Source organism: Chryseobacterium taichungense (assembly GCF_900109935.1).
GTDB classification, from domain to species: domain Bacteria; phylum Bacteroidota; class Bacteroidia; order Flavobacteriales; family Weeksellaceae; genus Chryseobacterium; species Chryseobacterium taichungense.
The window spans coordinates 180951-206338 of record NZ_FOBV01000001.1; the positions used below are offsets into that span (position 1 = coordinate 180951).

General features: G+C 36.8%; 24 protein-coding genes and 1 pseudogene. 6 read left to right on the forward strand and 19 right to left on the reverse strand.

What is annotated here, in order from left to right:
• The first annotated feature begins 188 nt into the window (after nt 1–188).
• Complete coding sequence (locus BMW64_RS00855; RefSeq protein ID WP_089997969.1) at nt 189–2048, forward strand: CocE/NonD family hydrolase; 1860 nt, start codon at nt 189–191, stop codon at nt 2046–2048.
• A gap of 100 nt (nt 2049–2148) precedes the next feature.
• On the opposite strand, the gene BMW64_RS00860 is transcribed toward BMW64_RS00855, so the two are convergent.
• From BMW64_RS00860 to speB, 3 genes are all read right to left on the reverse strand, one after another.
• A complete protein-coding gene (locus BMW64_RS00860; protein ID WP_089997970.1) occupies nt 2149–2760 on the reverse strand; it encodes an alpha-ketoglutarate-dependent dioxygenase AlkB family protein in 612 nt (203 codons plus the stop codon).
• Between the two features lie 298 nt (nt 2761–3058).
• A complete protein-coding gene (locus BMW64_RS00865; RefSeq protein WP_089997971.1) occupies nt 3059–3907 on the reverse strand; it encodes a bifunctional helix-turn-helix domain-containing protein/methylated-DNA--[protein]-cysteine S-methyltransferase in 849 nt (282 codons plus the stop codon).
• Nucleotides 3908–3973: 66 nt separating this feature from the next.
• Nucleotides 3974–4831 (reverse strand): agmatinase, encoded by an 858-nt coding sequence (gene speB, locus BMW64_RS00870; RefSeq protein WP_089997972.1) that lies wholly within the window; start codon nt 4829–4831, stop codon nt 3974–3976.
• A gap of 165 nt (nt 4832–4996) precedes the next feature.
• Here speB and BMW64_RS00875 point away from each other — a divergent pair, with 165 nt between their 5' ends.
• A complete protein-coding gene (locus tag BMW64_RS00875; protein WP_089997973.1) occupies nt 4997–5656 on the forward strand; it encodes an HAD family hydrolase in 660 nt (219 codons plus the stop codon).
• A 107-nt stretch (nt 5657–5763) separates the two neighbouring features.
• On the opposite strand, the gene BMW64_RS00880 is transcribed toward BMW64_RS00875, so the two are convergent.
• The 4 genes from BMW64_RS00880 to BMW64_RS00895 all read right to left on the reverse strand — a co-directional run bounded on the left by BMW64_RS00880 (nt 5764) and on the right by BMW64_RS00895 (nt 9437).
• On the reverse strand, nt 5764–7158 hold the full coding sequence (locus BMW64_RS00880; RefSeq protein WP_089997974.1) for a type III PLP-dependent enzyme domain-containing protein: 1395 nt from the start codon (nt 7156–7158) through the stop codon (nt 5764–5766).
• A 110-nt stretch (nt 7159–7268) separates the two neighbouring features.
• Nucleotides 7269–8144: a tyrosine-protein phosphatase gene (locus BMW64_RS00885; RefSeq protein ID WP_089997975.1), complete on the reverse strand. Its 876-nt coding sequence runs from the start codon at nt 8142–8144 to the stop codon at nt 7269–7271.
• Between the two features lie 104 nt (nt 8145–8248).
• Entirely contained in the window at nt 8249–8878 is a 630-nt protein-coding gene (locus BMW64_RS00890; RefSeq protein ID WP_089997976.1) for a thiamine diphosphokinase, read from the reverse strand.
• Nucleotides 8868–9437 carry a cob(I)yrinic acid a,c-diamide adenosyltransferase gene (locus tag BMW64_RS00895; RefSeq protein WP_089997977.1) on the reverse strand — a complete coding sequence of 190 codons (570 nt, stop codon included), beginning with the start codon at nt 9435–9437 and terminating at the stop codon, nt 8868–8870. The genes BMW64_RS00890 and BMW64_RS00895 overlap by 11 nt, the downstream gene beginning before the upstream one ends.
• Nucleotides 9438–9909: 472 nt before the next feature.
• Between BMW64_RS00895 and BMW64_RS00900 the strand changes: the two genes are divergently transcribed.
• The gene (locus tag BMW64_RS00900) at nt 9910–10401 is read left to right on the forward strand and encodes a DinB family protein (protein ID WP_089997978.1); all 492 of its coding nucleotides are present in this window, start codon (nt 9910–9912) and stop codon (nt 10399–10401) included.
• A gap of 122 nt (nt 10402–10523) precedes the next feature.
• Here BMW64_RS00900 and BMW64_RS00905 read toward each other — a convergent pair whose 3' ends face one another.
• The 4 genes and pseudogenes from BMW64_RS00905 to hemB all read right to left on the reverse strand — a co-directional run bounded on the left by BMW64_RS00905 (nt 10524) and on the right by hemB (nt 15600).
• Complete coding sequence (locus tag BMW64_RS00905; RefSeq protein ID WP_089997979.1) at nt 10524–11477, reverse strand: helix-turn-helix transcriptional regulator; 954 nt, start codon at nt 11475–11477, stop codon at nt 10524–10526.
• A gap of 93 nt (nt 11478–11570) precedes the next feature.
• The gene (locus BMW64_RS00910; protein WP_089998487.1) at nt 11571–13295 is read right to left on the reverse strand and encodes an ABC transporter ATP-binding protein; all 1725 of its coding nucleotides are present in this window, start codon (nt 13293–13295) and stop codon (nt 11571–11573) included.
• Between the two features lie 502 nt (nt 13296–13797).
• Nucleotides 13798–14523 (reverse strand): annotated as a pseudogene (lptB, locus tag BMW64_RS00915) (LPS export ABC transporter ATP-binding protein); the annotation flags it as partial.
• Between the two features lie 87 nt (nt 14524–14610).
• Nucleotides 14611–15600, reverse strand: coding sequence for a porphobilinogen synthase (hemB, locus tag BMW64_RS00920; protein WP_089997981.1), 990 nt, complete (start codon nt 15598–15600; stop codon nt 14611–14613).
• 121 nt (nt 15601–15721) lie between these two features.
• On the opposite strand from hemB, the gene BMW64_RS00925 reads away from it, so the two are divergent.
• The 3 genes from BMW64_RS00925 to BMW64_RS00935 all read left to right on the forward strand — a co-directional run bounded on the left by BMW64_RS00925 (nt 15722) and on the right by BMW64_RS00935 (nt 18400).
• Nucleotides 15722–16072 (forward strand): T9SS type A sorting domain-containing protein, encoded by a 351-nt coding sequence (locus BMW64_RS00925; RefSeq protein WP_089997982.1) that lies wholly within the window; start codon nt 15722–15724, stop codon nt 16070–16072.
• A gap of 103 nt (nt 16073–16175) precedes the next feature.
• The gene (locus BMW64_RS00930; protein WP_089997983.1) at nt 16176–17087 is read left to right on the forward strand and encodes an ABC transporter ATP-binding protein; all 912 of its coding nucleotides are present in this window, start codon (nt 16176–16178) and stop codon (nt 17085–17087) included.
• Nucleotides 17088–17089: 2 nt separating this feature from the next.
• Complete coding sequence (locus tag BMW64_RS00935) at nt 17090–18400, forward strand: ABC transporter permease (RefSeq protein ID WP_089997984.1); 1311 nt, start codon at nt 17090–17092, stop codon at nt 18398–18400.
• An 82-nt stretch (nt 18401–18482) separates the two neighbouring features.
• Here the strand turns inward: BMW64_RS00935 and BMW64_RS00940 are convergent, their stop codons facing one another.
• From BMW64_RS00940 to lpxD, 8 genes are all read right to left on the reverse strand, one after another.
• Nucleotides 18483–19151, reverse strand: coding sequence for a porin family protein (locus BMW64_RS00940; protein ID WP_089997985.1), 669 nt, complete (start codon nt 19149–19151; stop codon nt 18483–18485).
• A gap of 20 nt (nt 19152–19171) precedes the next feature.
• Complete coding sequence (sucD, locus tag BMW64_RS00945; protein WP_029294782.1) at nt 19172–20044, reverse strand: succinate--CoA ligase subunit alpha; 873 nt, start codon at nt 20042–20044, stop codon at nt 19172–19174.
• A 90-nt stretch (nt 20045–20134) separates the two neighbouring features.
• Nucleotides 20135–21037: a UDP-3-O-(3-hydroxymyristoyl)glucosamine N-acyltransferase gene (locus BMW64_RS00950; protein ID WP_089997986.1), complete on the reverse strand. Its 903-nt coding sequence runs from the start codon at nt 21035–21037 to the stop codon at nt 20135–20137.
• A 158-nt stretch (nt 21038–21195) separates the two neighbouring features.
• The gene (gene efp / locus BMW64_RS00955; RefSeq protein ID WP_027379799.1) at nt 21196–21762 is read right to left on the reverse strand and encodes an elongation factor P; all 567 of its coding nucleotides are present in this window, start codon (nt 21760–21762) and stop codon (nt 21196–21198) included.
• Between the two features lie 15 nt (nt 21763–21777).
• Nucleotides 21778–22110, reverse strand: a complete 333-nt coding sequence (locus tag BMW64_RS00960; RefSeq protein WP_228400814.1) for a hypothetical protein — start codon at nt 22108–22110, stop codon at nt 21778–21780.
• Between the two features lie 11 nt (nt 22111–22121).
• Complete coding sequence (gene lpxA, locus BMW64_RS00965) at nt 22122–22916, reverse strand: acyl-ACP--UDP-N-acetylglucosamine O-acyltransferase (RefSeq protein WP_089997987.1); 795 nt, start codon at nt 22914–22916, stop codon at nt 22122–22124.
• Complete coding sequence (locus BMW64_RS00970) at nt 22917–24314, reverse strand: bifunctional UDP-3-O-[3-hydroxymyristoyl] N-acetylglucosamine deacetylase/3-hydroxyacyl-ACP dehydratase (RefSeq protein ID WP_089997988.1); 1398 nt, start codon at nt 24312–24314, stop codon at nt 22917–22919.
• Nucleotides 24307–25338, reverse strand: a complete 1032-nt coding sequence (gene lpxD / locus BMW64_RS00975; protein ID WP_089997989.1) for a UDP-3-O-(3-hydroxymyristoyl)glucosamine N-acyltransferase — start codon at nt 25336–25338, stop codon at nt 24307–24309. The genes BMW64_RS00970 and lpxD overlap by 8 nt, the downstream gene beginning before the upstream one ends.
• Nucleotides 25339–25388: the final 50 nt, after the last annotated feature.

Genomic DNA, 25388 nt, shown 5'->3' on the forward strand with positions numbered 1-25388 from the left:
GTTGACAGCCTCAACCAAATGCCTGAACGTTGCTTCTAACAGGTTGGAGCGTTTATTAAAACAAATGGAAGGCCTACCGGAATTTTTTGCTTTTTGTATAGGTCACGGATGTCAATTCTTTCAGAAATCTTGTCCCGGCCAACAGTAAATAAAATCATTTATCATTAAATTAGCCCCAAATTTTATATATGAAGATTCATTTTTCAATTTTATTCATTCTATGTTGCGTTTTTGGAAACGCACAAAATACAGATCAGGAAGATACTTTTGTGAAAGATAACTTCACCAAAAAGGAATTTTATATTCCGATGCGTGACGGGGTGAAGCTTTTTACAGCGGTTTATATTCCGAAAGATATTTCCAGTAAAAACAAATATCCTTTTCTGATGCAGAGAACCTGCTACAGCATTGCGCCGTACGGTGAAAATGAATACAGGGAAAGGCTTGGACCCAATAAATACCTGATGCAGGACAAATATATTTTTGTATTACAAGATGTACGTGGCAGATACATGAGTGAAGGAACTTTTACGAACATGACCCCACAGGTGGACCGAAAAACAAAAAAAGATGTTGATGAAAGTACTGATACATATGATACGATCGAATATCTTCTTAAAAATATAAAAGGAAACAATGGGAAGGTTGGTCAATACGGTACCTCATACCCAGGATTCTATACTGCAGTCGGGGTTCTGGCACAGCATCCGGCATTAGTTGCCTCTTCACCGCAAGCTCCGATTTCAGATTTCTGGAATGATGATTTCCTCCACAATGGAAAAGTAATGTTAGCCTATTTTAAAACTTTTCCAGTATTTGGCGTTCAGAAAACAAAACCTGAAAATAAAGCATGGTACAACGATACGATGATTAAATCCACTTCTGAAGATGGCCTGAAATTTTACAGAGACATGGGAACTCTGAAAGACGGTTATGAAAAATATTATAAGGACAATTTCTTTATGACCGAAATTATGAATCACCCGAATTACGATGAATTCTGGCAGAAAAGAAGTCTTTTACCTCATCTAAAAAACGTAAATCATGCGGTAATGACCGTAGGCGGATGGTTTGATGCAGAAGACCTATCCGGCCCGCTGAATATTTATAAAACCATTGAAAAGACAAGTCCGAAAGCCAAAAATACAATTGTCATGGGACCTTTTTCACATGGAGCCTGGGCCTATGAACAAGGGAAACATTTCCACAATGACATCTATTTCGGGGATAGCATTGCCACGTATTATCAAAAGAATATTGAAACTAAATTTTTCAATCATTATTTAAAAGGAAATACCAAACAGGATGCGGGTTTACCGGAAGCCCTTATGTTTGATACCGGTGCAAAACAATGGCGGGAATTTGCCACCTACCCGCCAAAAGAAGTGGAAAAAGTCAACTTCTATTTATCAGGCGGAACTTTGAAAAATTCAGCAGGACAAGGCTTTTCAGAATACTACAGTGACCCGAATAATCCGGTGCTGAGCTCTGATAAACTTAAAGATTTTAATGGCTTTACACCCAGAAATTATATGTCGGAAGACCAGAGATTTGCCGAAGGACGACCAGATGTTCTGACGTTTACAACTGATGCCTTAACAGAAGATCTTACTCTTGCGGGAGAAATTATGGCTAAACTGAACATCGCTTCCACCTCTACCGACGCAGATTTTGCAGTGAAGCTGATTGATATTTATCCTGAAGATTTTAAACCAGCCGAAAAAAAGGACGGTGTGATTTATGGTAACTATCACCAGATGGTAAGAAGCGAGATCATGCCGGCAAGATTCAGAAACTCCAGGGAAAAAGCGGAAACTTTGGTTCCGAATCAGAAAACGGCGGTGAATTTCAGGCTGCAGGATGTGGTTCATACTTTTAAAAAAGGGCATAAAATCCAGGTTCAAATTTCGTCAACATGGTTTCCGCTTTTTGCCATTAATCCGCAGAAGTTTATGGAAAATCCGAATTTTGCGACAAAGGAAGATTATACTAAGGCTTTTATCAAAGTATTTAGCGACAGCTCGCTTGAGGTTGAGGTTTTGAAATAGAACTGTGGCTTCGAGGTCCTCAGCCACCGATAGTGAGATGGCTATATCTTAAAAATGTATACCTAAAAATGGTGGCTGAGATTCTCGAAGCCACCATTTTTTATTCCTCAATGGTCCGGAAGGTAAGATTCACTCTTGGGGTTTTTACTTTTGTTGTTGGTGGAAGTCTATGGAGCCAATGATCCTGCGTTGCCCCTTTCATCACCAGCAAACTTCCGTTTTCCAGGAATATTTCTACTTTTTCTTTGGTGGTTTTATGTTTAAAGATAAACTTTCTTTCCGCTCCAAAAGTCAGGGAAGCAATGGCCCCATGTTTTTTCAAATCCTTTTCTGCATCGCTGTGGTAGGCCATTCCTTCACTTCCGTCATGATATAAATTCAGAAGACACGAATTGTACGTTTCTCCTGTAACTTCTTCACATTTCCGTTTTAATTCTAATAGTTCGGGAGTCCATGATTTTGCATATTTTGTGCGTTTTGAATAGGTGTATTCAAATGCTTTTTCTCCAAACCAGGCTACTTTTCTTTTGGTTAAAATTAACTTTCCGAAAATCATTGCTTCATCATTTTCCCATGGAATCTGGTTTAATAAATAATCATAATAGAAATCAGACTTTTCTTTAGAAAAAACTTTTCCGTAGTAGTGAACTATTCCGTCATTGGGAAGGATATTTAATGGGTAATCGGATATGTCTTCAAAGAGATTGAGCATGGCGGTTAAGGTTAAGGTTAAGGTTGAGGTTGAGGTCGAGGTTAGGGTTTATTATACTTTTTTATTCTGTAGAAATCTTGGCTTATTTATTAGATTTAAATTTTAAAAATACGTTGCTCAGATTCGTAAGAAATGACAAGAGCTTGTTGTTTTTTAAAATAAGTTTTGGCTAAAGCCAATTTTGATTTATATATCTTTAAAACGGGCTAAGCCGTTCCTATTGATAGAATAATTGACTTTTAAAAGTTTAAAAAAATCAATCTGTGTTTATCTGTGAAAAAATTTGTACCATTTGTGTTTAAACATCCTGATAAACTTTACAGCTTTCCCAGCCGATGATCAGTTGCTTTCTTTCACTTCCCCACATATAACCACCGATATTTCCGGAAGACTGGATCACACGATGGCAGGGAATTAAAAATGCTACAGGATTACTTCCTATTGCCGTACCCACCGCTCTCGAAGCTTTCGGACTTCCTATCTTTTCTGCTAAATTTCCATAAGTCGAAAGTTTCCCCATTGGAATTGTAAGCAGGCTCTCCCAGACTTTTAGCTGAAAATCGGTACCTTTTAAATGTAATTTTATCGTATTGAGCTGGGTCCAGTCTTTATTAAAAATAGACAAGGCATTTTCCTGAAATTCGTCTGTCCTTTCAAAAAAAGAAGCATTGGGAAATTTATTTTTTAAATCTCCCAATGCTTTATGGATATCGTTTTCAAAAGCCATATAACAGATTCCTTTTTCGGTTGAAGCTGTAATGATTTTCCCAAAAGGACTTTCGGAAAAATGGTAATTGATATTCAGGCTTTTTCCACCGTTTTTATATTCTGCCGGAGACATTCCTTCAATTTTCACAAAAAGATCATGCAATCTGCTTGTACTTGAAAGCCCTGTCTCATATGCGGTATCAAATAAACTCGCTTTTTCTTTCTTCAATAAATTTTTAGCATGTTCAAGACTGATGAACTGTAAAAATTTCTTCGGACTTGTTCCTGCCCAATCAGAAAACATTTTCTGAAAATGAGCCGGACTTAGATGTATTCTCTCCGCCACTTCCTCCAAACTCGGCTGAAGCTTAAAATTGCTGCGTATATATTCTATCGCTTTAGCAATTCTATCGTAGTCAATCTGATCTTGTGTGGACATATCATTATTTTTACCTCACAAATTTCCAAAGAATAGACGGCAGAAAAAATCCGATTCTTGCGGAATTTAATTGTTGTTATAAAGATGATAGTAAGCAAGCATTTTGTAATATAACTTTGCGGCCAGGAAAGCACTTGGTTTAGCCATTGGAGAATCCATTAATTCCACAATATCAAATGCCACTACATTACATTTTTCAAATACTTTTCTTAATAATTCCAGCGTTGGATACCACTGTAAGCCGCCCGGTTCAGGAGTTCCTGTTGACGGAGCGATGGAAGGATCAAAAGCATCAAGATCTATCGTGATATATACATTTCCGGAAACTTTTTCCAATACATCATTTACCCAGTTTTCATTGTTGGCAATTTCGTGAGCGAAAAATACTCTTCCTTCCGGTAAATACTGAGCTTCCTCAATATCCATCGAACGGATTCCCACCTGTACCAGATTGTGTTTTTGATTGGCCTCAAAAACTGCACAGGCATGATTGGAAGTAGATCCATGGAACTCAGGACGAAGGTCTGTGTGAGCATCCAACTGAAGAACTGTTAAATTTTCGAATTTCTCACCCACCGCACGAATTGAACCAATGGAAACAGAATGTTCTCCACCGAAGAGGGTGAATAACTTACCGTTATTATTCAAAAGTTCTTTTGTTTTTTGGTAAACCGCCTCCGTCATTGCTTCAGGAGTCGAATTTTCAGAAACTTCTCCTGCCAGATAAACACCTTCCAAATAAGGTTCAGTCTGAGTCTCGATGTCGTAAAGCTCCATGTTTTCGGAAGCATTTAAGAACAATTCCGGACCTTTGTCGGCACCTTTCCCCCAGGTTGAAGTCCCGTCGTAAGGAACGGTTACCAGCATGACTTTTGAGCTCTCTAATGATGCATTTTCTTCAGGAATTCCTGCGTATGTTTTCATGTTTTATTTGAAATTAAATGATTTCGGCAAAGATACAAAGAAGATGGAAGATGGGTGCCGGAAGTTTTATAAAAAGTGCTAAAATTATGCAGTGTATTTTAAACTTCCATCCTCCAACTTCCCCGCTTCCAGCCAAAATCATTACCTTTGTGAAAACAAAATTTTATGTCATTAAAAGCTGTGCTATTCGATATGGATGGCGTGATTGTGGATACGGAACCATTGCACAGAAAAGCCTACTTTAAAACATTTAATAAACTGGGAATCGATGTTTCCGAAGATCTTTATACCTCATTTACAGGAGCATCTACCAGAAAAGTATGTGATACCTTAATTGAAAATTTTAACTTAAAGCAGACTTTTGAAGAAATAGCAAAAATAAAAAGGGATTATTTTAAGGACTATTTTTATAATGACGAAGAATTTGATTTAATTCCGGGAGTAAAAGAACTGATTGAGCATTACTATGAAAACGGGATTACTTTAATCCTGGCATCCTCGGCGACAATGACGACAATCAATATGGTTTTTGAAAAATTTGAGCTGGAAAAATATTTCTCAGGAAAAATAAGCGGAGCTGATTTAAAAGAATCAAAACCTCATCCTGAAGTTTTTTTACTGGCAGCAGAAATGGCAAAAGAACCTGTTGAAAACTGTATGGTGATTGAAGATTCCACCAATGGAATTCTGGCAGCGCACCGGGCGAAAATTTTCTGTGCCGCCTATAGAAGTCCGAATTCTAAAAATCAGGATTATACTTTGGCAGACACCGTAGTTTCCGACTATGAAGAATTAGAATTGGATAAAATTTCAAAATATTTTTAAAAATAAAAGCTCTCAGTTTTGAGAGCTTTTTTGCTGTAAGTTTGGCTAAAGCCAATTTAATGTTATGCTTTTGTTAAACGGGCTAAAGCCCGTTCCTATTGATCGTATTATTTATATCCAAGAATTTTCAATACATCTTCCGGCTCCTGTTTTTCACGGAAAATTTCGTACTGCAACTCACCATTTTCATCTTTCTGGATCAGAACGTGTCTTGGCTGTGGCATTAAACAGTGATGAATTCCGCCAAATCCACTGATCGTTTCCTGATAAGCTCCTGTATGGAAAAAGCCGATATATAAAGGTTTCGTATCACTGAACACCGGCAGATAAATGGCATTGGTATGCTGCTCAGAATTATAATAATCATCCGAATCACAAGTTAATCCTCCTAAGAAAACTCTTTCATAGGTATCTTCCCATCTGTTAAGCGGAAGCATGATAAAGTGCCTTGAAATTGCCCATGTATCAGGAAGTGTGGTCATGAAAGAAGAATCGATCATATTCCATTTTTCCCTGTCGTTCTGACGTTTCTGGGAGATAATCTTATAAATATTCGCACCACTTTCTCCAACGGTAAAGCTTCCGAACTCTGTATAAATATTAGGTTCTTCAACTCCTTCCTCTTCACAGAATTTTTTGATCTGTGAAACAATTTCTTCTACCATATACTGATAGTCGTAATCAAAATTAAGAGAAGTCTTGATCGGGAAACCTCCTCCAATGTTTAACGAATCTACTTCGGGTGCGATTTTCTTCAAACGCGCATATACACGAAGACATTTGTACAATTCGTTCCAGTAATAGGCTGTGTCCTTGATCCCGGTATTGATGAAAAAGTGAAGCATTTTCAGCCTTGCGTTGGGATGCTCGGCGATCTTCTGGCTGTAGTAAGGGATAATATCTTTATATCCGATTCCCAAACGGGAAGTATAAAATTCGAACTTCGGTTCCTCTTCCGATGCAATTCTGATTCCTATATCAAATGTGGTGTCGATACTTTCCGTTAACTTATCCAATTCGCGGTAATTATCCAAAATCGGCGTAATATTTTCAAACCCGCTGTTAATCATATCTGAAATTTTCGCCAGATAATCATCCGTTTTAAAACCGTTGCAGATTACTTCAATATTTTTTTCAACTTTTCCATTGTCGTAAAGAGATTTTACGATATCCATGTCATAAGCAGAAGAAGTTTCTATGGAAATATCATTTTTCAGCGCTTCTTCCAGTACAAACTTGAAATGACTTGATTTTGTACAGTAGCAGTAGGTGTAATTTTTTTTATATTCGGTTTTCTCAAAAGCTTCCTTGAACCAGCTTTTCGCCTTCTGGATATTTTGAGAAATTCTCGGCAGGTAGCTAATCTTTAGCGGAGTGCCAAATTTTTCAACAACATCCATTAACGGAATGTCGTGAAACAACAAATTGTTCTCAGAAACATTGAATTCTTCTGTTGGAAAATACAATGTCTGATCAATTAGTTCCGAGTATTTTATTTTCATTTCTAAACAAGTGAATTAAGAACTGCAAAATTGCTAAAAAAGTTTGGTTTTTTAGCGTTAAAATTATTATAAAATTTGGATCACTTTTATATCGAAATATGTAAGAATTATCAATATGTAAACTTCCTGATATATTCTTCGCGTTTATCATCAGATATTTTTAAAACCTTTTGAATATAAGCATCTGCAGAGCCATATTCTTTATTGATTTCATTAAATGCTGCATTTAAATAATCAGTTTCAACCCAACTCAGCTTTTCGAGAACACGGACATCCATTTTCGGATAAAGGAAATGGAGATTATCAGCAAGATTCAGTCTTTTTTCTACCAGCTTTTTTCTGTAATTATTTGACATCAGGTAATCATTGTAGATTGTATTCTTATCAAACTTTAAAATACTTAAAATCAATGCAGTAATAATTCCCGTTCGATCTTTTCCGGCAGTACAATGATATAAAACAGGCCGATCAGATTCTAAAATTTCAGTAATAATTTTTCGGATCATTTCCGGATTTTCCGTAACATAATCTTTATAGAAATCAATCATTCTTTTATCGGCATCAGCACCATTGACTTTTCCTTTTAAGACTAATTTTCTAGCCTGATCCAGCTGATCGCCTTCATCTTCAAAAGCTGAATAATTTTTATACAAAATATCATCCGGGAGATTGTCCTGTTTCTGAGCAATTTCTTTGGAATTTCTGAGATCGATAATTTCTTTTATTCCAAGGCTTTCAAATTGAGTAAAGGATTTTTTTTTCAGTTTATGAAGATTTGCACTTCTGTAAAATTTTCCTTCTTTTAAAGTTCTTCCGTCTATATTTCTGATGTTTCCTACGGATCTGAAATTGTTGACTTTTTTAATTCTAATATGTTCCTCAGGTATGTTCTTTCCGTACTCGGGAGTAGAAAAATTTTGTGTTTTGCATGAGAAAACACAAAGCAATGATATAATAAGAAACAATATTTTAATTGGGTTTTTCATTTTTTATTTCCCACAAATTCATGGATTTTTCACAGATATTTGCGTAACATTTTTAGGTTTTGGCTAAAGCCCGTCCCTATTGATATTATAAATTGTGTTTAAAATTACAGATAATTTTTACCAATAAAAATCAGTAAATCGCCTTTTTCGTATTCAATGGATACTTCGTTTTTAATGGCAAAATTCCGGGTACCAATATTGGAAATAATATTCAAGCTTGCGTCTGTTAATGGCCAATTCAAACCTATGGTTGTAATATTTTCAACAGAAGGAAAGGGATATAATGAAATCATTTTATCTTTTACGTCCTTCAGAGTAAACTTTTTCGGAATGAAATAATATTCAGAAAACTCATCATAGAATTTTATATTTAATCTATTCTTAAAACCGAAAGCTACTGTAAGATTTCCCAAGAAATGATCTTGTTCACCACCACTTCCTCCCAGAACATCAACTTCTGTAAATCCTTTTTCGAGAATAATTTCGAGTGCTTTATGAAAATCAGTTTTGTTTTGATCCGGAGTATAAATAAATTTATCCTGATAAATATTTTCATCAGACCCTGAATGTGAATCAAAATCACCTGAAATAAAATCCAGCTTTTCCAGAGGAAAATTCATATTCTTCAAATAATGAAAAGCTCCATCGGTGCAGGCAATCAAGCCATATTCCTCTATATCCGGAAAAGATTTAGGTGCATCACCGTTGATGAAAAGTAAGGCTTTATCTTTCATTCGGATTCCAATATTCTTCCGGTTCGTTGTTGATTTTTGATATGTATCTCGCTAAAACAAACAGATAATCTGAGAGCCTGTTCAGATATTTAATTAATTCCGGGCGAACTTCTTCAGATTCATTTAAGAAGACCAGGGACCTTTCTGCCCTTCTGCAGATTGTGCGTGCAGCGTGTAAAAAAGTCGCTGGTTTTCCGCCTCCCGGAAGGATAAAATATTGCAACGGTTCTACTTTTTCGTCAAAAACATCCATCCAGTTTTCCAGTTCTTCGATTTCTGTATCGGAAATTACCAAGGGAAGACGTGATTTGCCATTGGCCAGCATCAGCTTATCAACCGGCGTTGCCGCTTCGGATCCTACTGTAAACAGATCAAACTGAATTTTCTTTAATTGTCTTAAAACTTCTTCATCTTCAATATGGCTTTTTGCAATTCCGATGAATGAATTCAGTTCGTCTATATTTCCGTAGCTGTCGACTCTTGCACTGGCTTTTGAAACTCTCCTTCCGCCGTACAATGCCGTCTGCCCTTTATCGCCTGTCTTTGTGTAAATTTTCATAGTACTAAATTACTTTTTTAAAATAAGGTTTACAAATTTGATTTTTCGGACTATAATGGTTACCGCTTTCCGGTATTTCTATTATTGACTGTTACCCTAGCCCCGATCGAGCAATTGTTTGAGCTCATTTCATTAGAATTCGGCGCGGCGGCTCCGCCGCCGCGCCGAATTCTAATGAAATAGCGAGTGCGGAGAGCGGGAAATAGCTTCAAATAAATAATAGTCTGTTTTTGATGCTTCTAAAAAGCGAGATCATGCAAATATTCTTTCTGTTTAATAAAATGATCGGTCTTACAAAAGACCGACCACTCAAAATTATTATTTACCTAACATTGCTTAAGTAAGCCTTTAACGGAAAAAGTTATTAAGTTATTTTTCAAAAACTTTTTTTTGACTCAGAAATTCTACTGACAAGCTGTTGTCATTACTTCGGTCTACCTTTGTATCAACAATAACAAACAATATTAAAATTATGACAACTACAGCAATTAACACCAAACAATTCATGACATCTGATCAGTTACTTGAACATTGGCAAGGACACAGAAATCTTACCCGAAGAGTAATTGAAGCTTTTCCTGAAAAAGAACTTTTCGAATTCTCAATTGGCGGCATGAGACCTTTTGCCAAGTTAGCGGTTGAGCTGATCAGTATCGGAGGCCCTGCCCTGAAAGGAATTATTGAGAAAAATATGGAGGCTTATGATGAGGAAGCGTTTAATCCTAAAACAAAAGAAGAGCTTCTTAAAAAATGGGATGACGAAACGGAAGTCATTAATCATTATTTTGCACAGATTTCAGAGGAACGTTTTCAGGAGACTTTTAATCTTTTTGGGCAGTATGAATTCCCTGTTTATCAGAATATTCTGTATTTCGTAGACAATGAAATCCATCATCGCGGGCAAGGTTATGTTTACCTGAGAGCATTGGGAATTGAACCGCCTTTTTTTTGGGAGAGATTTTAAGCTTTCTGGTGCCTCTGTTCAGGTTGCGAGCTTTGATCAACGCTAAGCAGCAAACATCAGTCGTTTAAAATCTTTTTACGAACATATTTGAAACCTCCGCAATACTACTTTGCTGAGGTTTTTTATTGATGTTTTTCCGCGATTTTTGTAATGAGTTCGTTCAGCCGGGTTTTCAGAATTTCGGGTTCCAAAACGGTTGCATAATCTGCAAAAGTGATCAGCCAACGCGGAAATCCATCTTTGATCCATTCGGTTTCAAAGGTCAACTCCATACCTTCAGCGGTTTCTTTTTCTTCAATTAATCCATAATATTTTTTTGAATTCGACAAATGATTGATTATTTCTTTTTTTACTAAAAGCTTTACAATGGTTTTGTTGCCGTTTCCGTTTTGCCTGTAATCATTGATCTGGCCATATTCCTGAAGAAAAGGATTATGGGTCTTAAAAATCTGCAAAATGCGGTCAACCCGGAATTGTCTGAAATCATTTCGCAGCGTACAAAAAGCCATGATATACCAATAATTGAATTCAAAAAAGACACCTACCGCTTCTATGGTTCTCATTGAAATATTTCCTTCAATGGTTTTATATTCCATGGTCAGCTGACGTTTCTCTGCTATACTTTCCAGAATGATGGGAAGAACATCTTTTATATGATCTTCTGTTTCCGGATAATAGTTATAGATATCAATCTGTTTTTCAATATTCTGGATCAGATTTTTATCTGAATATTTCAAAACCGAGCGCACTTTTTCCATGGCTGTTTTGTAATGATTCCCCAAACTCTGATGGGAAAATTTCTGCATAAGCTTTTCGGCTGTAATAAAACTCAATACCTCTTCTTTCGTGAACATTACCGGTGGAAGCTTATAGCCATCCATCAGGGAATACCCAGTACCAGCCTCGCCAATAATAGGAATTCCTGCATTTTCCAACGTTTTTACATCGCGGTAAATTGTTCTAACGCTTACGTCAAATTTCCGGGCAAGATCCTGAGCCCTGACAGTTGGTTTGGACTGTAATTGGGTGAGTATAGCAGTAACTCTATCCAGTTTTTTAAGGTAATGATCATTCATCTTATGAGAGATAATAAGTAATTCGTGGTTGATAGTTGACAGACTATAAAATTGTTACACTGTTATATTGGTAAATTGTTACACTATTACCTGTTACATTTTAAAGCTGTTAACCAATTTATCAAGATTAAGGCTTCTTGCGGAGGCATCAAAAATTTCCCGGTAGGTTCCGTTGAGCTGTACAAGTTGATCATGGGTTCCACTTTCTACTATTCTGCCTTTTTTCATGACGTATATTTTATCAGAATCTAAAATCTGTGATAAAGAATGAGAGATGATGATTACCGTTCTTCCTTCTTTTATGGCATCAAGAGAGTTTTTGATCTGTTCTGTAGCAATGGCATCGAGGCTTGCCGTAGGCTCATCAAGAAAAATAATCGGCGGATCTTTCAAAAACAATCGGGCAATCGCTATACGTTGTTGCTGACCTCCCGAAAGCTGCGTGGCATCGTGGGCATACTGATCGGGCAGTTCTAAAATCTGGTCGTGCAAATATGCTTTTTTCGCTGCTTCCTCAATTTCTTCAAAGCTGGCATTCATGTTTCCGTAACGGATGTTATCTTCAATACTCCCCTGAAAAATATGATTTTTCTGCAGCACCAAACCCAGATCATTTCTAAGAAAAGTATTATCATAATCATTGAGATTGACGTCATCCAACAGAATTTTGCCTGAATCAGGAAGGTAAAATTTGCATAACAAATTGATAATAGTAGATTTCCCTGCACCGCTAAGACCAACCAGCGCGGTTGTCTTTCCATTTTCGATTTTCATGGATACATCATGTAATGCCTGAGTTCCGTTAGGATAAGTGAAATTGATATTTTTCAGTTCAAAATTTCCTTTGATTTCTTTTTCTATAAAATTGCCATTTGGCTCCTTCTCATCTTCAGCATTTAAAATATCAAAATAGCCTTCAGCATAAATCATCGCGTCATTCATATCATCATAAATCCTGTGAAGCTGGCGGATTGGAGCAGAAACATTATTAAAAAGCATAATATGCAACATGATAGCACCGATTGTCATCTGCTGATCCAACACCAGATAAACCGTTAAAAGGATGATTAAAACAACACCAAATTGTTCGATAAATGTTTTTAAACCATCATAAATAAAATTTGTTTTACGCGTAAACATCTGGCTTTCCATCAGCTGCATCTGAAGATCATATTGCTTTTTCCCCTCAAATTTTTCACGAACAAAACTTTTAATTACCATAATGGAAGTAATAAGATTCAATAACCCCGAGGTTTTCTGTTCCCGCTGATTTCTCAAAGTCCTTCTTACACCGCCCAATTTTTTCGCCTGTAAAGCGCTGACATAAAAGTAAATAGGAACGATAACCGTAGAAACCAATCCGACATAAACATTCTGCATATACATAATCACCAGCGCAATAACCGAGTTGGAAAATAGGGGAAGCATATCGATAAAGAAATTCTGAACCAGTCTTGTAAGACTTTCGATGCCACGGTCGATCCGGATTTGCAATTTTCCGGATTCATGGTTTTCATCGTTAAAATAAGCCACACGATACGTCAAAATTTTATCGATTGCTGATTGAGCCAGTACCGAACTTACATTAATTCTAATCTTTTCACCATAAAATTTCTGTCCGAAATTGATAAAAATATTTAACAATTCTTTCCCTAATAAAATAACAGAAATCAAAACCAGAACATGAATTCCTTCTGACATCGGGTGCGGAAGATGAGTGAGCTTTGTGACTTCATCCACCGTATATTTCAGTACTAAAGGATTCACCTGTGCCGCAAGCGCTCCAAGAAACGTAAGAAATAAAGTTCCATAGATCATTAAACGATAAGGCTTAATGAACGGAACAAGCTGTTTATAAATTCCGAATAATGTGATCGTCCTGTTAAATGGTTTTGCCATACGAATTCTTTATAATTGAAAAACGCACCGTTTTACAAAGAAAAAGGTACGTTTTATTCTATTTTTCAGCAAGTATTGCTTTAATTTAATTTTCGAATACGTAAGTTGTAAGATAATGCAACTCCTCTCTACTCGCAGCTTTAGACTCAGTTTCTGCCTGTTCTAAAGAATAATTTGAGTTAATTTCTTTTTTCTGAAAAACAAAGGCATTGTTGGCATTTTTATCTACCACATCATTGAAAATATGCTGAATTTCTGAATTTCCCAATGAAGCAAAACTAATGTCTTCGAAACCGTACATCAACCTTAAATCATCATATTGAACAAAATTTTCATTGACAAAAGCTTGCAACTGAACTTTAGAATCAAAATTTCCGGCCCAGATATTATAAGCATAGCTTTTCTTTTTAGGTTTATCTAAAATACTCTGGTATACAAAGTTTTCTCCTAAATATGCTTCTCTAACCTGCGGATCGTTGGCAAGTTCTTCCGGAAGACCTTCTTTGAGGATTCTCCCTTCAAACATGATATACGTTTTATTGGTAATAGCAAGCGTCTGCTGTACGTTGTGGTCGGTAATAAGAATTCCGATATTTTTATCAACAAGGCTTCTTACAATTTTCTGAATGTCTTCCACCGCAATCGGGTCTACTCCCGCAAAAGGCTCATCCAAAAGGATAAAACTCGGATCCGTGGCCAGACAACGTGCAATTTCCGTTCTACGACGTTCACCTCCGGACAAAAGATCTCCCCTATTCTTACGGACGTGTTGCAGTGAAAATTCTTCGATCAGTTCATCACATTTAATTTGCTGCTGACGTTTTGAAAGCTTTGTAAGCTGCAAGACCCCCATGATATTTTCCTCAACAGAAAGCTTACGGAAAACAGAAGCTTCCTGTGCAAGATATCCGATGCCTTTTTGTGCCCGGCGGTACATCGCATCGGTTGTGATTTCCTGTTTGTCAAGAAAAATTTTCCCTGCAGTGGGCTTAACCAATCCTACAATCATGTAAAAAGAAGTGGTCTTTCCGGCTCCGTTCGGGCCGAGCAACCCAACAATTTCTCCCTGCTGAACCTGTACTGATACGCCTTTTACAACTTTTTTCGGACCGTATTCTTTGATTAAGTTTTCTCCTCGTAAAATCATGAAGCAAATATATAAAATGTAAATGTTTTAAATTTACACAAATACTAAAATTTAAAAACACCCCACATGAGGTGTTTTTAATGCTGATTATTTATTTAAAATTATTGCGGCTTCTTTCGCAAAATAGGTAAAGATCATATCTGCTCCGGCTCTTTTAAAACAAGTCAGACTTTCAATAATTGTTTTATCATTATCAAGCCAACCGTTTTGTGCAGCAGCTTTTACCATCGCGTATTCTCCGCTCACGTTATAAACCGCTATCGGAAGATCAATCGCTTCTCTAACTTTTGAAACAATATCCAGATAAGGAAGTCCCGGTTTAATCATGATAATGTCTGCTCCTTCTTCGATATCCTTAAACACTTCATTCAATGCTTCACGTGAATTATGAAAATCCATCTGATAGGTTTTTTTGTCTTTCGGAATTTCCATATTATCTTTCGGAGCACTGTCCAAAGCACTTCTGAAAGGACCATAGAAAGAGCTTGCATATTTTGCCGCATAGCTCAGAATACCAACATCCGTAAAACCGTTTTCTTCTAATGCTTCACGGATCACCTGCACTCTTCCGTCCATCATGTCACTTGGCGCTACAATATCAGCTCCTGCTTCAGCGTGGGAAACCGACATTTTTGCCAAAGCATCATTGGTCGCATCATTTAGAATCTTACCGTTTTCGATAATGCCATCATGTCCGTAAATTGAATAAGGATCCAGCGCCACATCAGGCATTACCACCATTTCCGGGACGGCATCTTTTATCGCCCTGATGGTATTCTGCATCAATCCGTCTTTGTTCCAGGCTTCTTTACCAGTGTTGTCCTTAAGATGGTCTGAAACTTTCATATACAAATTGACAGCTTTAACGCCTAAAGAAAATAATTCCTTACATTCTTTCACTGTCAGATCAATGCTTCGCCTGAAAATTCCGGGCATAGATGCAATAGGTTCCTGCTTATTTTCGCCTTCCATCACAAAGATTGGCATTACGAAATCACTTGTAGTAAGGGTGCATTCTCTTACCAGACCTCTGACAGATTCGCTTACTCTCAGCCTTCTATTTCTTGAATGTATCATTTTGGAATACTTTTTGAATAAAATTTAATGCAAATTTACTACAACTTAAACAAAAAAGTATTGCGGGAGATTGTAGAATTGTTTATTTTTGTTTTAATATATTTATAGAAATTGTAATTTGATGAAAAAACTTTTACTTTTATTTATCTTTTTAGGCGCTTTTGTTGGTTTTTCCAACAATATGAAAGCTCAGATAAAAGAGCCGTCAGCATTTTCTCAGAAATCTGATGATGGTGTTCTTGTAGCCTATCCGAATCCTGCGAAGGATTTTCTGGTAATAAAGGCAAAGGACTCAAATCTGAAAATTAAAAGTGTGACCTTTTATTCTATTTTAGGAACACAGGTTGCCAATTATTCGGTGAATATGAATTCGGGAGAAATCAATATTGAAAAACTGAAACCCGGAAAATATCTGATCCGCTATATTTTGAGCGACAATACCATGAAGGTTACACAAATCGTAAAACAATAATTCAATCCTGATCATCATCAGGATTTTTTCTTTTAGATTAATTCTGTTTCAATAATTCCGTAACTTTCGGAACTTTTTAATACTAATCAGTAAAAACAATTTAATGCTAAAAGCTGAACATATAAGAAAGACCTATAATTCCGGGAAAAAAGTGGCTTTGGATGACTTCAGCATCCATGTTCCGAAAGGAAGCGTTTATGGTCTTCTAGGCCCGAACGGTGCCGGCAAAACTTCATTCATCCGCATCATCAATCAGATCACCCAGGCCGATTCAGGAGATATTACCATCAACGGACAAAAACTGAATCCGGATCATATTAAAGATATCGGCTACATGCCTGAAGAGAGAGGTCTTTATAAAAACATGACGGTTGGCGATCAGCTTCTTTATTTCGGCGAGCTCAAAGGAATGAGCAAAAATGATGCTTTAAATGAAGCAAAAAAATGGTTTGATAAACTGCATATTGATCAGTGGTGGAAAAAGAAACTATCTGAGCTTTCAAAAGGTATGGCTCAGAAGATCCAGTTTGTGGTAACCGTTCTTCACAGGCCCAATCTGCTAATCCTTGACGAGCCTTTTTCCGGTTTCGATCCGGTGAATGCTAATCTTATTAAAGATCAGATTATTGATCTCAAAAACAATGGCACAACGATCATTCTTTCGACGCACCGTATGGAAAGTGTGGAAGAAATGTGTGATTATGTTGCCCTCATTAATAATTCTAAAAAAATCATTGACGGAAGAGTATTTGATGTAAGGGAAAAGTTTAAGAAAAATATTTTCGGGATTACACTTTCTGAAGTCAATGACGCACAGCTCGGAAATTTCAGAAACCAGTATGAAATTTTCAATATTACCAATGAAAACGGTCTAATGTCATTTGATTTAAAGAACGAATCCAACCAAAATCATATTCTTCTGGATCTTATACATGTAGGAAAGGTGAGATCTTTTGAGGAGAAAATTCCAAGTATGAATGAGGTTTTTATTAATGCAGTAAGCAGCAACTTTTAACTATGAATAATATTTTTTTAATTACAAAAAGAGAATTTCTGACACAGGTTAAGAAGAAGTCTTTTATTATACTTACTATTCTGGCGCCAATTCTTCTGGTAGCCTTCGGAGCGGTGATCGGACTTATGTTTAAAGCAAATGAATCTCACAATGTTATTGAAGTTGTAGATAAAAGCGGAATGTTTACCAATCAGCTCAAATCTTCCAACCAACTGAAGTATATTTTTGTTTCCGCCGCTGACGAAAAGTCAAAAATTAATAATCTTAAAGGCAATGAATCATTAGACGGTATTTTGGTATTGCCTGAGCTTAAAGATCAAAATTTTGATAATCTTCAGAAAAATACACGACTGGTCATCAACAATAAAATAGGATTTGATACCAAACAGAAAATTATCTCTGACATTACCGATGTCATTAAAAAAGAAAAAATCAAGCAGCTTGGCATTGCAGAATCTCAACTTATTAATCTTGATAAAGGTTTCACCTTAAAAACAATCAATGTTTCTGAAAACAACAAGGAAGATTCTGATCTTGCCTTCGGGGTAAAAAGCGGTCTTAGCATTCTTTTAATGTATGTGACATTCATGTTTATTATTATCTATGGGGTAAGGGTAATGCGCAGTGTGCTGGAAGAAAAAAACAATCGTGTTGTAGAGATTATTATTTCTTCGGTAAAACCTTTTGAGCTGATGATGGGAAAAATTCTTGGTGTTACTTTAGTAGCCTTAACACAGTTTGTCGTTTGGATTACAATGTCCGTCATAGGAGCACTCGTTTTAAATACAGGATTCTCTTCTATTCAGAAAAATATTCCCGGGGGAAATGAGGAGCTTGCCAGTAAGCTTGATGTAGCTCAGATTGCTACTCAGGTTTCCCACAGTCTTCTTGAGCTTAATTTTCCGCTTATTATCTGCGTGTTTATTGTATTTTTCCTTTTGGGATATATTTTTTATAGCTCTATATATGCTGCTATTGGCTCTGCAGTGGATAATGAAACAGAAACGCAGCAGTTTACGCTTTTCGCTATTCTTCCACTTATGCTGGGGATGTACGGTAGCTTTTCACTGATGAACAATCCTGATGGTCCGTTGGGCTTCTGGCTGTCAATTATTCCTTTTACTTCGCCGGTAGCAATGATTGCAAGAATTCCTTTTGGAGTTCCGGCATGGCAAATTGCTTTATCTATTGCGCTGCTTTTGGGAACGACCATTTTTATGATATTCGTTGCAGGAAAGATCTACAGGGTAGGAATTTTAATGTACGGAAATAAAGCCACTCTTAAAGAGATTTGGAAATGGATCAAAGGCTAAATTATAATCAACTTTTTGTTATAAATAAAATTCCCGAAGCCAAAGGCTTCGGGAATTTTTATGTTTAAAATGTACTATCTACTTATTGGAAAATATAGTTTACACTTAAACTGATCACCTGTTCAGATTTACTTTTTGTATTTCCATCAGGTTCATGATCAAGCCCGGGATAAGTATTGGAAAGCCCAAAATCATATCTGGCAGTTAATTCCACCTGTCTTTTGTAGCTATATCCAAATCCAAAACCAAATCCAAAGTTGAATTTATTTGCTTTACCATTGACATTAGGCAACGACGAAACAACAACATCCGGATCATAATAAGGTCTTGATACGGGAGCATTTTTTACTCTCTGACTTAATAAAAAATTAAATCTTGGCCCTATCAATCCAAAAAATTCTGATTCCGCTTCGGAAAAATAACCTTTTAAATTGATCGGTACACTCAGATAGTCATTGGCATATACGGCATCATATCCGTCTTTGCCTTTAGCATTTCTATCTTTTCCCGTCTCTCCTGCTCCGAAATATTGAATTTCTGGCTGAAGAAAAAACTGATTCTCAGTTCCGATCGGGATTAAAGCTAAACCTCCAAACTGCATTGTAAACCTTCTTCCTGAGGGATTGTGAGCATTTCTAACTCCTGAAAGATTAGCACCAAGAGAAGCTCCAAATCTTGTGCTGCTGAAGTCTATCTGTGCAAAAGACAACGCAGAAAACATTAGGCCAGAGGCCAATAAAAATTTTTTCATATCATTATGTTTAAAAAAAATTATGCTAAAACCTTAGCCACGGTAACACCAATGTCAGCAGGGGAATCTACTACATTGATACCGTTTTCTCTCATGATCTCCATCTTAGCCTGAGCTGTATCTTCAGCACCACCAACGATAGCACCAGCGTGGCCCATTGTTCTTCCTTTAGGAGCAGTTTGTCCTGCGATGAACCCTACCACTGGTTTAGTAGAACCGCTGGCTTTGTACCATCTTGCAGCTTCTGCCTCAAGACCACCACCGATTTCTCCGATCATTACTACTGCTTCTGTTTCAGGATCATTGATGAATAATTCCAAAGCTTCTCTCGTAGTCGTTCCGATGATAGGATCTCCTCCGATACCGATTGCTGTAGAAATACCGAAACCAGCTCTTACAACCTGATCTGCAGCCTCATAAGTAAGTGTACCTGATTTAGAAACGATACCTACTTTACCTTTTTTGAAAACGAAACCTGGCATAATACCAATTTTAGCTTCTTCAGAAGTAATGATTCCAGGGCAGTTCGGACCGATTAATCTGCAGTCTCTGTCGGCAATGTAAGATTTTACTTTTACCATATCCGCTACAGGAATCCCTTCAGTAATACATACAATTACTTTGATTCCGGCTTCAGCAGCTTCCATGATAGCATCAGCAGCGAATGCAGGCGGTACGAAAATGATACTCACGTTTGCACCGGCTTTAGCTACGGCATCAGCTACAGTATTGAATACAGGCTTTCCAAGATGCTCGCTTCCTCCTTTTCCGGGAGTAACACCACCTACAACGTTGGTTCCGTATTCGATCATCTGGCTTGCGTGGAAAGTACCTTCATTCCCCGTAAATCCTTGTACAATTACTTTAGAATCTTTGTTTACTAAAATTGACATTTTATTATTTATTTAATTTATTTGATAATTTTTTAATGCACACAAATTTAATTAAATTTCTTTGATTAAAGATAAATCTAAACAATTTGTTTATTTGAGATTTCTCAGTTTGACTTCTTTTTTAAGATATGTTCTGAAGTCTTCAGCAATAGAGCCAAAGTAAGTTCCTTTAGTCAGATCTCTGTTTACGCCCGCTTTTGCAAGCAGAACTGTTCCTTTCTCTATTCTCAGTCCTGATGCTATCCCGACCTGCCCCCAGATCGTAACCTCATCTTCAATAATACAGCATCCCGCAATCCCTGTCTGGGAAGCAATAAGACATTTTTTACCAATCACTGTATCATGCCCAATTTGGATTTGATTATCAAGAACTGAACCTTCACCAATCACGGTAGAATCAGTCACTCCCCTATCGATGGTACAGCCGTTTCCGATCTCGACATTATTTTCGATGACCACATTACCTACCGAAATCAGGCGGTCAAAATTTCCGTCTAATTTTCTGTAATAAAATGCATCACCTCCCAACACTGTATTTGACTGAATAACTACATTGTCTCCAATAATTGTCCTGTCACCGATTACAACATTCGGGAAAATAAGAGTATTCTTTCCGATTCTCACGTTATTTCCGATCACTGCAGAGCGATGAATATGTGTTCCTTCACCAATTTCTACATCATGAAGCTCTTCAGCGAAATTATAGATTCTTGTAAAATGTGTGTTGATTTTATTAAAGTCTCTGAATGGATCTTCAGAAACCAAAAGCGCTTTTCCTTCCGGGCATTCTACTTCTTTGTCAATCAGGATAATAGTCGCGGCGGAGTTTAATGCTTTATCGTAATATTTAGGATGATTTACAAAAACGATGTCGCCTGGTCTTACCATATGAATCTCATTGGTTCCTAATACCTGAAAGTCTTCAGGGCCTATCCATTTGGCTCCGATAATTTCGGCAATCGTTCTTAGTTTTTGTGGCTGATGAAACGTCATATTTTTTTTATGAGGTTTAAATTTTATCAAAATATGTCAATATTATCGGACTTCATCCGATTCTCTTATAATTCGTCCCTTCAGGACTCTGTAATACTTTTATAAACAAAAATTCGGAGTGCAACTGCAGACCGAATTTTTATATATTGTATTGAAAATTATTCTTTAACTCTTTCTAAGTAAGAACCATCTTCTGTACTTACTTTAATTTTGTCTCCAGGCTCAATGAACAAAGGAACCATTACTCTTGCTCCTGTTTCTACGATAGCGTTTTTAAGAGCATTGGTCGCTGTATTTCCTTTCACTCCCGGATCAGCTTCCACAACTTCAAGATAAACGGATTGTGGCAATTCTGCTGAAAGAGGTGTTTCATCCGCTTCTTTTAGAATGATGGTAACTTCTTCTCCTGCTTTCATCAGGTTTGAGTTTTCAATCATTTCCTTATTAAGATAAAGTTGAGAGAAATCATCGTTATTCATGAAGTGAAAGCCATTTTCATCATCATACAAATACTGATATTTTCTCGTGATTACTTTTACTTCGTCGATCTTGTGACCTGCAGAAAAAGTATTATCGATCACTTTTCCGTTGGTTACGGATTTTAATTTTGTTCTAACGAAAGCAGGACCTTTTCCCGGTTTTACGTGAAGGAATTCGATAACTTTATAAATATCGTTGCTGTATTCAATGCAAAGCCCTTTTCTGATATCGTTACTTGTTGCCATTAATTTTGTATATAATTATTTACTTTTATAAACTTGTATTCCCTGTCCCTGAGGCTTCATTCTGTTGAATGTGTTATTATTGAATGTATTTACATTGTTCTGCAATCTATTGACATTCATCTGCACATCAGAGTTATATTGATTTGCCGTACCAAAAATAGAATTTGAGTTATCCTTTTGTTTCAGGATAGAATTAAAATTGCTTTTGGCAAGACTGTCTTTAGACTTATCAGGAATTTTCCTTTCCATAATGGAAGCCTTGGTTGTTTTCTCCGTTTTTAATCCTTCCGTTTGCTGTCCAAACAAAGAAGTCGCTGAAAGCATAATAAGTAAGATTAAAATTTTCATAGGTATTTATTTTAATTACTGTCTTTTCCGGTACCGTAGCCTTTTACAATTCCTCTAGGAGAATTTTGGATAAACTGAAGAATCTCGTCTCTTTCGGCAGTAGGAAGCATTTCTTTTTCAATATGGGAAATAGCCTGAGAAACATTCATTTTCATTTGAAAAATAGCTCGGTAAATTTTCTGGATTTCAAATATTTTCTCATTGGTAAAACCTCTTCTACGTAATCCCACAGAATTGATTCCTGCATAAGACATCGGCTCTCTAGCTACTTTTACATAAGGCGGAATATCTTTTCTTACGAGCGTCCCCCCCGAAATCATCACATGTTTTCCTATTTTACCGAATTGATGAACAGCAGATAAACCACCCATTACGGTATAGTCTCCGATTTCAACGTGCCCTGCGATACCACAACCGTTTACGATGATGACATGATCCCCGATAACACAGTCATGAGCGATGTGCGATGTTGCCATGATGAGGCAGTTTTTACCAATTTTAGTAAATCCAAGTGCTTTTGTCCCTCTGTTTACGGTTACGCATTCCCTGATGGTTGTTTCGTCACCGATAATCACCTGGGTATCCTCACCGTCGAATTTTAAATCCTGAGGAATAGCCGAAATAACAGTTCCTGGAAAAATCCTGCAGTTTTTACCGATTCTTGCGCCATCCATGATGGTTACATTGGGACCTATCCATGTGCCTTCTCCGATTTCCACATCCCCTGCAATGGTAGTAAAAGGTTCTACTATTACATTTTTGCTGATTTTCGCACGTTTATCTACGGCTGCTAATTGATGAATCATTTAATCAACTTTATTTTTTGCAACTTGGGCCATTAATTCTGCTTCTACCGCAACAGTATCTCCTACATAGCCGTAGCCCTGCATGTGGACGATTCCTCTTCTGATAGGTTCTATCAATTCAATCTTGAAAATGATCGTATCTCCCGGTACTACTTTTCTTTTGAATTTTACTTTATCAATTTTTATAAAATAGGTAGAGTAATTTTCAGGATCCGGAACACTTGCCAATACAAGAATTCCTCCGGTCTGTGCCAATGCTTCTACCTGCAATACACCTGGCATAACTGGTTCTTTCGGAAAATGCCCTACGAAGAAAGGTTCATTCATCGTGACATTCTTCAAACCAACTACGTGAGAATCTGACAATTCAAGAATTTTATCAATTAATAAAAACGGAGGTCTGTGAGGCATTAGTCTCATGATTCCATTAATATCAAAAACAGGTTCTTTCGTCAGATCAAAATCAGGAACGTTTTTCTTTTTCTGCAGCTTCCACTGACGGTTCAGCTTTTTTGCAAACTGTGTATTTACAAAATGTCCCGGTTTATTGGCAATGACCTTACCTTTTATTTTAACGCCTGCCAAAGCCAGATCACCAATCACATCAAGTAATTTGTGTCTTGCTGCTTCGTTAGGATAGTTTAAATTTAAATTATCAAGAATTCCGTTTGGTCTTATAGAAACATTGTCTTTACCGAATGCTTTTTTAAGTTTTTCCGTAGTTTCCGGTGTAAGATCTTTATCTACGTAAACAATAGCATTCGAGATATCTCCTCCTTTGATAAGGCCGTGATCCAACAGCATTTCAAGTTCATGCAGGAAACTGAATGTTCTTGCTGAAGAAATTTCATCTTTAAATTCTGAAATATTTTTAAGCGTAGCATTCTGGGTTCCTAAAACTTTAGTCCCAAAATCTACCATCGTCGTTACTTCGTAGGTATCAGAAGGAATAATGGTGATTTCAGATCCCGTAGCAGCATCACTGTAGGTAAGCACTTCTTTTACCACAAGATATTCTCTTGCAATATTCTGCTCAACTACGCCAACACTTTCAATAGCTTCAACGAAATATTTGGAAGAACCATCTAAAATCGGAGGTTCTGAAGCGTCCATTTCTAAAATGGCATTATCAATATCGCAACCTACCAATGCAGCTAAAAGATGCTCGCAAGTTGTAATTTTTACACCTAATTTTTCTAATGTTGTTCCTCTTTCTGTAGCTACCACATAGTTTACGTCTGCTTCTACCTGAGGATGACCTTCTAAGTCTGTTCTTACAAAGACGAAACCTGTGTTTTCCTTGGCAGGTTTCATGGTAAGTTTTACTTCTTTACCAGTATGAAGTCCGATTCCGGAAAGTGTTACTTCTTGCTGAAGCGTTTTTTGCATATCACTCATTAGTTTTATCTTTTGAGTTATTCTCAAGATTGTTTATTCTGTTAACGATTTCAGTAAAGTTTCTGAAATGAATATAATTTCTCAGGTAATCATTGTAGCTGATAGCCGGCGAACCGTATAAAGTTTCCCTATCATTCACACTGGAATTCACACCACTTTGGGCTTGGATCTTCACCTGATTTCCTATTTTAATATGACCTACAATACCCACCTGACCACCAATCTGGTTCCAGTCTCCAATGGTTGTAGAACCTGCAATTCCGGCTTGTGCGGCAATTACGTTGTTTTTACCGATTTTCACATTGTGTGCGATCTGAATCAGATTATCAATCTTGGTTCCTTTTCCGATAACGGTAGAACCGATGGTTGCTCTGTCAATACTGCAGTTTGAACCGATTTCCACATCATCTTCAATGATCACATTACCAAGCTGAGGAATTTTTTTAAATCCTTCCTGGGTAGGCTGGAAACCAAAACCATCTCCACCTATTACCGTATTGGAATGAATTACACAATTATCACCGACGATACAATAATCATAAATTCTTGCACCACTGTCTATTTTGCAGTTTTTACCGATCTTCACTCCTTTTCCTATATAAACCTGCGGATAGATCTGTGATCCTTCACCGATTTTTGCTTTTTCAGAAACATAAGTAAAAGCGCCGATGTATACTTTATCCCCGATTATTGCGGTATCATGTATAGAAGAACCATTTTCGATACCTTCTTTTCTTCCCTGCATTTCCTGGTAAAGGTTCATCAATACCTGGAAAGAAAGATAAGCATCTTTTACTGATATAATAGTAGGATTATAGTAATCTTTAGTCAGAAGATCTTCTGAAACGATGATAACGGAGCATTTTGAGGAGTCTAAATAATGGGTAAATCGATCTTGTGCTATAAAAGAAAGATGTCCTGTTTCCCCACTTTCAATAGGCGAAACTCCAGTAATAAGTGCGTTTTCATCACCTATTATTTTTCCGTCAATAAAACTTGCAATTTGCGAAGCTGTGAATTCCATATTCTGCAAAGATAAGAAATTCTATAATTCGCAAACATTTTTTGGTTTTA